We start from the raw sequence: 10,908 nt of genomic DNA on the forward strand, positions 1-10,908 counted from the left end.
TCCTTATACATGGCAGGCTAGCCCAAAGCTTCACACCCACTGACGATCTCTATCAAGTCAGTGGTAATCGCGGCTTGCCTTGAACGGTTGTAGTCTAACAAGAGACGATTCAACATGCTCTTCGTGTTAGAGTTAGCAGATTCCATAGCAATCATACGAGAGCAATGCTCGCACACCAAGCTTTCGCACATTGCAAGGTATAGCTTACCCATGAAGCTGTTTATATACAACTTCTTGCGTACGGACAAAAGGTCGGGATCGTAATTGCATATAACCTCTTCCGTGCTTACGCCACGGCCCTCAGTGCCTTCTTCCGGGTTATCAACTATTAAAACATCTTCAGCTGCCGGCTCCTGCCGCGTAGAACTGTAAAATTTGCTATAAAGCGCAACTACCCGGCTGTAAGCAGAAAAATCCACACCCAGACCATACAGCACATTCTTAAAATCCAGAAAGCCTATGCCCCTCGGCTGAGGTATAACCCCCACAACTTCACCAAAAGCCTGCACGTGCGCGCAGCCAACCAGCTCGTGCGCCTTTTTCCCTATAAACAGGAAACTCACCTTCTCTCCAACGTTGGAAGATATCGATGAAACGTATTCGCGCAGAAACTTCGCAGCCGAGTGGTTGAACCCTCCGCAGAGCCCCTTATCAGACGAAAACACCAGCAGCAGAACTCCTGATGCCCCACCAGCTTCCGCAAGGTATCGATGCTCGCCATCCTCCTTGGCTATGGTGCTGCAGTAGTCGCGAGCGTGAATAAGGCGCTCCCTAGCCACGCGGAACTTAGAGGCAGAAATCATCTGCATAACCTTGGTTGTCTTTTGTATAGACCTCACGCTCCTTATCCTCAGCGCAAGAGCTTTGAGATTGGCCATAGACACACCAAACTGTTACGCCACAAGTATATTGTTTTTTGGCTGCCGTACAAGCTCTAAAAGCGATTCCAAAACAAAACGGTGCAATGCCTGAAAACTCCGGCCAAATCCCTTTCATACAAGTTTAAGTATCTGAGCCAGTAGCAGCCTTGTTACAGACAGTAATTACCCATGTTGTATTACGCATGGCGAGATGCACGCTATAAAAGCCAAGCACTCCGGTTTATGGGTCGCTTAACATGAAGAATTTGGGCTTGACATCCGCATGGATTGATAGATACTTGCCCTTGTTCTTTGCTTGCTCTCGATGTCTGATACCCGCAGCAGCCAAATCAAGCCGATGACCTTAAACTTTGGGCCGCAGCATCCGGCTGCCCATGGAGTTATGCGTCTGGTCTTAGAAATGAGCGGCGAAGTGATCGAGAGGATTGATCCGCACATAGGCTTGCTCCATAGGGGCACTGAGAAGCTCATAGAGTATAAAACATATCTGCAGGCACTTCCGTATTTTGATCGCCTAGATTATGTCTCCCCAATGTCACAAGAGCACGCCTATTCTTTGTGCGTAGAGAAGTTGCTACAGTGCACCGTTCCGCCAAGGGCAAAATACATTAGGGTTATTTTTTGCGAACTCACAAGAATTCTCAACCACCTGCTAAACGTCTCCAGCCAAGCACTCGATACGGGCGCCACCACTCCACTCTTGTGGATGTTTGAGGAACGGGAGAAAATGCTCTCCTTCTATGAGAGAGCCTCTGGAGCCAGGTTTCATGCTGCATACATAAGGCCAGGGGGAATTGCGGCAGACGTGCCTGATGGCCTACTAGATGACATACACGCGTTTACGGAGAGTTTTCCCAAGCTTCTTGACGACGTAGATGGTTTATTGACCGAAAATAGCATATGGAAGCAGCGCAATGTTGACATAGGCACAGTTTCAAAAGCACAAGCATTAGATTGGGGGTTTTCGGGCCCTATGTTAAGGGCATGTGGGATACCTTGGGATCTGAGAAAGAGCCAGCCATACGAGATATACGAGACTTTAGATTTCAAAATACCCGTGGGCAGTAATGGTGACTGTTACGATAGGTACCTGGTGCGAATGGCCGAAATGCGTGAGTCTATATCAATTATCAGGCAGTGTCTTAACAGTGTGCCCGAAGGGCCCGTGAAGACCGACGATCGCAAAATCGCGCCACCTAGGAGGGAGGAGCTAAAATACTCTATGGAAGCGCTTATTCACCACTTTAAGCTGTTTTCTGAGGGGTACAAAGTCCCCAAAGGCGAAGCATATGTGGCGGTGGAGGCGCCTAAGGGCGAGTTTGGGGTCTATATAGTATCAGATGGCACCAATAAGCCTTACAGATGTAGAATAAGGGCACCGGGTTTTGCCCATTTACAAGCAATAGATGCAATGGCTAGGGGGCATATGTTGGCGGATCTTACCGCAATCATAGGCTCACTAGACATCGTATTTGGAGAGATAGACAGGTAGGGTTATGGATCAAAATCCGGAGAAATTTGAATTTACACCCAGTAACTTGGAAGAGGCCCGTAAGCATATTAGCCATTATCCTGATGATCGTAAGTCTAGCGCAGTTATGCCGCTTTTGCATCTAGTGCAGAACCAAGCTGGGGGGTTTATACCACAGTCAGCCATAGGCTATATAGCCGATCTTCTTGATATGCGTCCGGTTCATGTGCGGGAAGTCGTTGAGTTTTACTCTATGTACAACACTGCTCCGGTGGGGAAATACTTAGTGCAAGTCTGTCGCACAACCCCTTGCTGGCTGCGCGGGGGGAATGATGTACTAAACACCTGCAAGAAGGTGCTTAAAATTGATGTTGGTGAGACCACCAAGGACAACCTCTTCACTCTCAGGGAGGTTGAGTGTTTAGGGGCTTGCGTAAATGCCCCTGTTGTGCAAATAAATGACGACTATTACGAGGAATTAGATTCCGAAAAGATGGGGGAGATTCTACACAAACTTAGGCAAAGTGGCAACTAGAGAGATAGTCTTAGATACTGAAACCACGGGTTTGGACGCAGCCACAGGCGACAGAATAATAGAGATTGGTTGCGTGGAGCTGGTTGACTTTGTAATGACGGGCCAGGTTTTTCACAAGTACATAAACCCGGAGCGTGATATCCCTATCGCAGCGACAAAAATTCATGGCATCACCACCGATATGGTAAGAGATATGCCAAGGTTTGCCGAGATAGCGGACCAGTTTCTGAGTTTTGTGCAAGATAGTGTGCTAGTGATACACAACGCCGGGTTCGATCTCAAGTTTATTGAGATGGAAATGGAGCGCGTAGGCAAGACGAGGCCAGATAATCCTATTGTAGACACGCTCGAGGTGGCCCGCAGAAAATTCCCTGGTATGCCAGCCAGCTTGGATGCCTTATGTAAGAGATTCGACATTTCGACCAGCAGTCGTAAATTTCACGGAGCGCTAAAAGACGCGATTCTGCTAGCGCGAGTTTATGTTGAGTTGTGTGGTGGGATACAACGGTCTCTGGGCTTCGCAATTGGAGAACCAGACCGGGCAGCAAAGGAGAACAGCGTCTCAAAGCCGACGTTGCAAGCCCCGCGCGAGTTTGCCATAAGCGACCTAGAGCACGAGCTACACATGAAGTCCATTAGTAAGATGAAAGATCCAATATGGAATATGTACCTAAAGAATGAGTGACTGACCACCCGTGCTACATATCGGCCAATTACAACTCGGGAACGCTCACTCTCTGTGGCGATAATCAGAAAAGCTTGCAGCCTCCGCCACATGATCTTCCGCAACCTCACCGTGCCCTGCTAGATCCGCAATCGTTCTAGCAACCTTCAGGATCTTTGAGGCATCTCTGTTTGACAGACACCCAACGTCGAGAACCTTAGTCAAAAGCTTACTGGCTGAGTTGGTCATCCCGCGCATTATAAATTTCTCAACTTCACCCGCGGCCAGCGTTGCATTATTCTTTCGCATGTTACCATATCTAGCTGTCTGCATAAGCCTAGCCTCAACCACTCGCACCTTTATTGATGCAGAACTTATAGAGTTGTCATAAGCTTTATTAGCAAACATACTAACATTTTCTACTTCCACTTTTATGTCTATCCTACTCATAATCGGCCCAGAAATTCTTCCTTGATATTCTGCGCCACACCTAGGTGCCCTCGCACATTTTCTGCCCAAATCATTAATATACCCACATCGGCATGGATTCATCGCAGCTACAAGTTGAAAGTTTGCTGGATAAGTTATGTGGGCATTGGCCCTTGAGATCACCACTTGCTTATCCTCCATAGGCTGCCTCAAGGATTCTAAAACGGATTTAGAGAATTCAGGAAGCTCATCTAGAAATAACACGCCATTGTGGGCCAAAGTTATTTCCCCAGGTAAGGCCTGCCTACCCCCACCAACCATCGAGGCAAGCGACGCAGAACTGTGTGGTTCACGAAATGGTCTGGAAGTTACAAGGTGGCGCATACCCTTTTGCACTATGCTATAAATAACATTAATTTCCAGTATCTCTTGTGCATCTAAATCTGGAAGTATACCTATTAACCTCTTGGCCATCATTGATTTACCAGAGCCCGGCGGACCAATCATTAAAATGTTATGGCCCCCAGCGGCTGCAATCTCCATTGCACGTTTTGCCACACTGTGTCCTTTTACATCTTGCATGTCAGGCATAACTTGGGTGGGTTGGCTATCATCACGCTGGCGCTCTTGGCTAGGCAAACCAGAGTGCGTCAATAACTCCGCCGTATCTTCAACCTCATTGAGATAATCAACCAGCGACAGGAGGTGTCTTGGACCCAATATTGGAATATCATGAATAAATTTGGCCTCCGTCATGTTCCCACATGGGCATATAACCCCTTTGTGCAAGCTCTTCGCATGCACTACAGCCGCTAAAACTCCAGACACAGGCGTGATTCTACCATCCAATGCAAGCTCGCCAAGCACAATGTGTGAAGCAAGTTTTTCAGGCTGCCTCAGCACTCCTGTGGCACTTAATATACCCAGGGCTATTGGTAAATCATAGTGGCTCCCTTCCTTAGAAAATCCTGCTGGTGATAAATTAACAGTAATCCTCTTGGGCGGCATTGGGGCTTTCACCGAAGACAATGCTGCACGTATTCTATCTCGCGACTCCGCAACAACTTTATCAGGCATGCCCACAATGTTAAATGCCGGAAGGCCTTGCGCCACATGTACTTGTACCACAACATCTACTGTGCATACCCCGATAAACGCCACTGTGTGTACATCAGCAAACATCGCGATAAAGGCCCAATAAACTCACCATTGTAGCAAAGATGCTTGAAGTTACTAGCAAAAATCTTAATATCTTAAGACTTTTTACATGCTATACACCCAACAACGTAATTTCTGACCTCAATTGTGTAATGCACGAGGTAACCACTACCTTCCCCACTAGTCAAATCAGCACATTGAATTATGACATATTATGTATAATGGCTATCATCGCAGGTATGGTTATAATAATACGGGCATTTTTTGGCATACAAGGCTGCATTCTCCGCGTAAAAATATGAAAATATTTTTACTACTCTGGTTAAATAATTACACTTTGCAAAATTGTTAGTAGTACTTTGTATGAATAAGCATTTAAAATCACCGCTTACGTTTTACAGCGTACCCTTTTTCGAGAGTATATCTATGACATCTTACATAACAAGGCGAGCGCGGCTCTTCTGCTGTGCTGCGCTCACGACGATAGCACTAACGAGCATGCCCGCATTTGCTATAGAGGGCGGTGAAGGACCTGCAACCGCGGATTTAGGCATACGCTTAGGCATGTATCATGAGGGAGATAGACTTCCCTTACAACCCCAGAAAGACGGCGGTGTCGCTACACAAGGCACCAAAAACTACAGCGCACTGGCTGGAGTAAGGTATGTCGTTACTACAAAGAAGCTTGGTAATTTCTCAGTAGAGGTCGGATATGCATACCGCTCCGAACAGCTTGTGCATAATTACAACTTTGCGGAGATGAAGAAGCGCATAGGTGACTACTCATCTTTGTATACAGAGGCGCGATGGGGAACCAATGGCCTGCTTTTGGTACAAAACCTGGGGTTTAGCCTGGGCGCCAGTATCGGCGGCGAAAAGGTTGACCAAGGCACCATGCCGGTACGTTTTATGGGTGGGTTTACATACAAAGTCGGTGGAATCACTAGCATATATGCCGGACTGCAGTATGTTACACACTTACAGTCAATATCACCTGTAAGTCTTTCCCTAGAAGACTACAAGGGAGTTCCAAAGTACGTGGTGGGAGTAGAATTTGCCGTATAGGAAATATACACCTTCTACACCAATAACCCAAAACTGCCATATGAGGATATACGGCGCACTGGCTAGCAGAAATGCTGGCTGCATCACACCCGCTGTGAAGTGTAAAGTGCGCCTATTCTACATTTTAAGGAGATTAAACTAATCTCTAGACATCTATGACTCACTGGGAATTTTCAAAACAATATTTGTAGTTAGCACAGCTAAATATCTAAAACAGGCATATACTTTATTTGCCCTATGAAAGGAAGTACTTTTGCTATTTAAACTGATAGTCTTATAGCATGTAAACACCATATATAGTATCTATGCTTTGACTAGTAGGCAGTTTTATGCTAGAATGTAGCGTGTGTGTGCTCTACCCGTAGCTTGTCGTAGAGTCAAATTACGTCAGCCATAGGCACATACCCGTAGTATGCGGGTGACCTGTCCTACTAACTACCCTACTAACTATGAAAAGTATTATCAAAAGCATCGCAGAGGAGGCAATAGGCCCTGAGGCAGATTGTCGTATTGTAAACGAAGCCGTAGTGAGATCCATATTGTTCGCGCTACTTCGGGGACGAGCTCATAGGTACCGACTAAAGACACAAAGGAGAGCCAGGGGCTTCCGGTACCTGTATTCCGTAAGTACGACAGGTAAAACCGTCAGCTATGAAAAATTGCGGGACACGTGCGCCCGTAACACAGTAACAAAAAACGTGCAGAGCGAAGAAGGGCTCGAGTCATTATGCAGGTACACCTTCTCGATTGTTGCGTTTATGCCTGAACACGTTAACGACCTGCTTTTCTCATTAGGTGCAGGCTCTGGCAACTGTTCGGCAGTTGTTGAGGCTGTAGAGAAGCTGCACTGTGCAGTTGCAAACCTTAAGAAAAAGAAAAAGAGTGCGGGCGATGGATGCGCCGTACGGTGGGATAAGATATATGCGATATTTCGCAACTCCTTCCTGTCTGCGGTTCAGGCATCGACACCTGCTGAGCTGGAATGCTTTGCGTATAAGGTGTTTTCAAGTAAAGCATGCGATGTGGTCTCTGAAAAGTTGAGTAACCTAACTCACATACTCGACCAAGAATCCATAATAGACAACGCGGCCGAGATTGCCCAATTGCTGGGTTTCTTATCCAACTTTGACTCAAGGCTTTCGTCACATCATAAGTTTAGTAACACTGGAGAATCTAGTAGGGAGTTTACTCTTGCAATTGATGTGGATGCAGTGCGCGATTCCGTTTCAGATTGCAACTTGTGGCACCACCTTGTAAACCTGGTGACCGGTGCGCGAATACACAAGCGTGCCGCAGTCAACCAAAATACGCTCGCCGCTATATCAATGCTGTTCAACATGCACTTGAAGATATCTTCGTGTAATATGGAAGCGATTCTCTTTGAAGATGGAAGCATTGCCTACACATTTGCGCGCAGCTTTTCATTCCCTCTCATGAAGGCGGTAAGCTGTGGAAATGTAGGCGAGGGAATTCTTGCAAGCCCTGCAGGAAGAAGCTTAGTGGACTTGATGATTAAGAATCACAACGCACGTGAATCCTGCAAGTTCCCACTGTCCTATAGTGAAATCGCTGTAGTCATCAAGCGCCTGAACACGATAATGCAGGATATCAGGACGCGCGAGAGCATAGCGTACTACATAAACGATGCGGTGTGTAGGAACCCTGATGGCAACGCAAATGTTTATAGCATGGCTATGGGAATAGCTGCAGATATAGATACACGCCTTAAGTTCCTACAAAAGTTTGTTGAGAGTCCTGATTATAAGTACTTGGCTGACTTCCTGATGCAGTCAAAGTTTTCAGACACTCACGAACGTTTCCGCAAATTCTTAATTGCAAAGCGGGGGTATGATGTAGCCCATTCTGTGGCTGAAGAGAGAGTGAAGAGCGCATCTAGGACAGTTGGTACCGCGCTAATATACGCGGGCTATATGGCTTCCTTGTTGGCAGTCGCGGGCGGCATTGGTGCGATATGTTACCATTCGCTGTACGTCACCACCGGGCCTACAGCAAACTACAGCTTCCTCATTGGGGGCATTGGGCTGCTTGTAATAAGCATAGTGATAGGGTGCACAGCAAGGTTTACCCATTGCAAGAGGAAACGCGTTGCGGGAGGGCACGCAGCAGCAGAGGAAGAGTCTGGGTTCGTATGCCATCCTAAAGATGCAGAAGGTGAGGCAGCGGATGTGGACAATCTGGATGAGCACGAAAACAGCACAAAAGGGATTGCAGGAAAAAACGACTATATAATACCAGTCACCATAGAGTGCGGCACCAGCGTAGGCAACAACTCAATTGGCGCGTAGAGACAGCACGTAGCAGCTCAGTTAGCACCGGGAAATAAAGAGTTTCCCCTCCTCCTCATCCCAGCAGTAACCGAGCTTTATACAAACCCGGGAGGAGAGGCTTTCACCACAGCGGCACGCCCTAGCAGAGGGAAGACTGCAGGCTAGTTTCCACCGCCGCAGACCTTCTTCATCCTCTCATAGGATTTACTGAACCCCCTCAGGGAGTACACACTCTCGATTTTCCTGCCATCTTCGGCGTATCCTACAGCTGACATGCTCAGGCCACGTTTAAACGCGTCTATCAACGCAGAGTCAATATCGGCGTTTTCAGCCCACGCGACCTGATCATCAATTATAGACACCGAATAAGATTTTTTCTGATCGACAGTGAGTACCACAGGCTTGTTACCATATTTGATGCCAAACGTGACGCTGACCTCATCAAAAACGTCGCTCACCCTCGTAACCATTATTGCAGCATCACCACGGGGTTCACCATCACCATGCTTTACAGGAAACGACAACAAATAGCAGAACCTCTGGCCCTCCTGAACTGCGGTGTATATGCTCCAATCTCTGTTTTTCTCAACCAGATACACGTTGCCTATACCCGCAAGTAGAGCATTGGAAGACCATCCGTAAAAAGGTAGACAGCAGAGGATACCACAATATGCCAAAAATCTCATAATTAACATCCCACGTTCACCCTGTTAGCTTCAATAAATGATTTGATTTTGCAAAGTGCCTGCAATTCTATTTGCCTCACCCTCTCCTTCGATACTCCATACTCTTCACTCAGTTTTTCTAGAGTATCCGGACGTTCCTGTAACCTACGCCTGGTGAAAATGTCGCGGTGTCTATCATCCAGAGTGGAGAGGGCCGAATCAAACATAGACTTCTTAATAGCACTTTCCTCGTCTGCAAGATACATAACCTCCTGGCTGGGCAACAAGGAGGGTACAAGATCTTGCAGCTCGACAGAACCCTCCCCCTGCACCTGTTCATTAAGCGAAACATCCCGATTAGCAAAAAACCGGTCCATCCGCTCGACCTCTTCCTCTGAAGTAGCACACTCCTCCGCAATGGCTTTTATCTCCTGCTTGGTCATAGAAGTACCGCAGCCCAGCAGCCGCTTTTTAATCTTTCTAAGGCTGAAAAACAGCTTCTTCTGTGCCTGCGTCGTGCCTACACGTATGCAAGACCACGAGCGCAAGATATAGTCCTTAATAGACGCCTTTATCCACCATACAGCGTATGTCGCAAGCCTGAAGCCAAGGTCCGGGTTGAACCTTTTCACCGCCTGCATTAAGCCTATATTCCCCTCCATTATCAGCTCCATAATGGGGAGCCCATAGCTCTTGAACCCCATGGCTATTTTCACTACCAACCTTAAGTGGCTAGTAACCAACCTATGGGCATCAGCAACCGACCCTCTCCGGTACCAATTTTCCGCCAGGCGCCTTTCCTCTTCTTCAGAAAGAATGGGAAATGTGCGCACCTGGGCAACGTACGAAACTAGGTCGTCAGACCCCATGTAAGAAAACACCGACGCCGTGAGCATACCAGAAGCACCCTCCATCACAACCACCTGCTAGCAATACAGGTGCCATATAGGTAGAGTATAGTGAATTTTCAAGACTTTGCTAGTATAATGGTCACTGGTGTACGAGAGATGTTGTAATGAACGTAATTATCGCATGCAGAGGGTACAAGGCAACAGCAAGTATAAAATCTTATGTTGAAAATAGCATTGTCTCCCACTTAGGCAAGTACTTGCAGGATAGTCCGGAAATTAATGCAAGAGTTGTTATGGCAAAAGATGCACATATGTTTACCGCGTGTGTTTCAATATGTGAAGATCATCACGAATTTGTAAAGGCGTCGAAAAGTGCTGACACAGTATACAGAGCCGTAGATGATGCAGTCGCGCACATGGCCAGTAAGCTGCGTAAATACAAAAAAGAAAAAATAGATCGACACCGCAAATTGAGAGTCACAAAGGACGGGGCGAAGTGTAAAGGATATTCATTCAGCAGCGAGGAAGCTGGCAGTCCTGACATTGAAAACTCGCGCCTCATAATAGAGGAGGAGATATCGCTTAAGAAGATGTCTGTAGGAGAGGCAGCTATGGAAATGGAGTTATTGTCAATACCTGCGCTACTGTTTATAAACGCACAAACCGGTAAGGTGAATATGGTATATACCAAAGGAGATGCCATAGTTTGGGTTGACCCTGCAAATACGGTAATGGAAGAACTGAAATAGCGGCGCATGATGGCGGTGGGCGTGCTTGGGTGCTGTGGCACCCCCTTCGCACTGCGTGCGCTGGCAGGTGCGTCCGCATTGGTGCACACTTTTAGGTAGAGCTAGGTAGTATATAGTCCTTCTTAATATTGCTATCGCATGATATTAGTACT

At 47.0% G+C, this 10,908-nt stretch carries 10 protein-coding genes; 6 read left to right on the forward strand and 4 right to left on the reverse strand.

Going from position 1 to position 10,908, the window contains the following annotated elements; translation table 11 throughout:
• Positions 1–17: 17 nt before the first annotated feature.
• Positions 18–878 (reverse strand): F0F1 ATP synthase subunit gamma, encoded by an 861-nt coding sequence (locus tag AOV_RS02240; protein ID WP_075138959.1) that lies wholly within the window; start codon positions 876–878, stop codon positions 18–20.
• 307 nt (positions 879–1,185) lie between these two features.
• Here AOV_RS02240 and AOV_RS02245 point away from each other — a divergent pair, with 307 nt between their 5' ends.
• Genes AOV_RS02245 through dnaQ form a run of 3 tightly spaced genes read left to right on the forward strand, consistent with a single transcriptional unit; the run spans position 1,186 to position 3,572 of the window.
• The gene (locus tag AOV_RS02245) at positions 1,186–2,373 is read left to right on the forward strand and encodes an NADH-quinone oxidoreductase subunit D (RefSeq protein WP_075138960.1); all 1,188 of its coding nucleotides are present in this window, start codon (positions 1,186–1,188) and stop codon (positions 2,371–2,373) included.
• A 4-nt stretch (positions 2,374–2,377) separates the two neighbouring features.
• Entirely contained in the window at positions 2,378–2,887 is a 510-nt protein-coding gene (gene nuoE, locus AOV_RS02250) for an NADH-quinone oxidoreductase subunit NuoE (protein WP_075138961.1), read from the forward strand.
• The gene (gene dnaQ / locus AOV_RS02255) at positions 2,877–3,572 is read left to right on the forward strand and encodes a DNA polymerase III subunit epsilon (protein WP_075138962.1); all 696 of its coding nucleotides are present in this window, start codon (positions 2,877–2,879) and stop codon (positions 3,570–3,572) included. Before nuoE ends, dnaQ begins: the two co-directional genes overlap by 11 nt.
• Before the next feature lie 45 nt (positions 3,573–3,617).
• Here dnaQ and AOV_RS02260 read toward each other — a convergent pair whose 3' ends face one another.
• Positions 3,618–5,162 carry a YifB family Mg chelatase-like AAA ATPase gene (locus AOV_RS02260; RefSeq protein ID WP_075138963.1) on the reverse strand — a complete coding sequence of 515 codons (1,545 nt, stop codon included), beginning with the start codon at positions 5,160–5,162 and terminating at the stop codon, positions 3,618–3,620.
• 339 nt (positions 5,163–5,501) lie between these two features.
• Here AOV_RS02260 and AOV_RS02265 point away from each other — a divergent pair, with 339 nt between their 5' ends.
• Positions 5,502–6,203, forward strand: a complete 702-nt coding sequence (locus tag AOV_RS02265; protein ID WP_233497220.1) for a hypothetical protein — start codon at positions 5,502–5,504, stop codon at positions 6,201–6,203.
• Between the two features lie 449 nt (positions 6,204–6,652).
• Complete coding sequence (locus AOV_RS02270) at positions 6,653–8,509, forward strand: hypothetical protein (protein ID WP_075138964.1); 1,857 nt, start codon at positions 6,653–6,655, stop codon at positions 8,507–8,509.
• 143 nt (positions 8,510–8,652) lie between these two features.
• On the opposite strand, the gene AOV_RS02275 is transcribed toward AOV_RS02270, so the two are convergent.
• Together AOV_RS02275 and AOV_RS02280 are read right to left on the reverse strand one after the other, a co-directional pair.
• Positions 8,653–9,177 carry an invasion associated locus B family protein gene (locus AOV_RS02275; protein WP_233497221.1) on the reverse strand — a complete coding sequence of 175 codons (525 nt, stop codon included), beginning with the start codon at positions 9,175–9,177 and terminating at the stop codon, positions 8,653–8,655.
• 2 nt (positions 9,178–9,179) lie between these two features.
• A complete protein-coding gene (locus AOV_RS02280) occupies positions 9,180–10,070 on the reverse strand; it encodes an RNA polymerase factor sigma-32 (protein ID WP_075138965.1) in 891 nt (296 codons plus the stop codon).
• Positions 10,071–10,171: 101 nt separating this feature from the next.
• On the opposite strand from AOV_RS02280, the gene AOV_RS05310 reads away from it, so the two are divergent.
• Entirely contained in the window at positions 10,172–10,756 is a 585-nt protein-coding gene (locus AOV_RS05310; protein ID WP_075138966.1) for a ribosome hibernation promotion factor, read from the forward strand.
• Positions 10,757–10,908 lie beyond the last annotated feature (152 nt).

The organism is Anaplasma ovis str. Haibei, from assembly GCF_002214625.1.
GTDB classification, from domain to species: domain Bacteria; phylum Pseudomonadota; class Alphaproteobacteria; order Rickettsiales; family Anaplasmataceae; genus Anaplasma; species Anaplasma ovis.

Bases quoted from the DNA above. Each gene is read 5' to 3' on its own strand.
- AOV_RS02240 (WP_075138959.1), bottom strand. From the start codon at position 878: ATGGCCAATCTCAAAGCTCTTGCGCTGAGGATAAGGAGCGTGAGGTCT.
- AOV_RS02245 (WP_075138960.1), top strand. From the start codon at position 1,186: ATGTCTGATACCCGCAGCAGCCAAATCAAGCCGATGACCTTAAACTTT.
- nuoE (WP_075138961.1), top strand. From the start codon at position 2,378: ATGGATCAAAATCCGGAGAAATTTGAATTTACACCCAGTAACTTGGAA.
- AOV_RS02260 (WP_075138963.1), bottom strand. From the start codon at position 5,162: ATGTTTGCTGATGTACACACAGTGGCGTTTATCGGGGTATGCACAGTA.
- AOV_RS02265 (WP_233497220.1), top strand. From the start codon at position 5,502: ATGAATAAGCATTTAAAATCACCGCTTACGTTTTACAGCGTACCCTTT.
- AOV_RS02270 (WP_075138964.1), top strand. From the start codon at position 6,653: ATGAAAAGTATTATCAAAAGCATCGCAGAGGAGGCAATAGGCCCTGAG.
- AOV_RS02275 (WP_233497221.1), bottom strand. From the start codon at position 9,177: ATGAGATTTTTGGCATATTGTGGTATCCTCTGCTGTCTACCTTTTTAC.
- AOV_RS02280 (WP_075138965.1), bottom strand. From the start codon at position 10,070: ATGGAGGGTGCTTCTGGTATGCTCACGGCGTCGGTGTTTTCTTACATG.
- AOV_RS05310 (WP_075138966.1), top strand. From the start codon at position 10,172: ATGAACGTAATTATCGCATGCAGAGGGTACAAGGCAACAGCAAGTATA.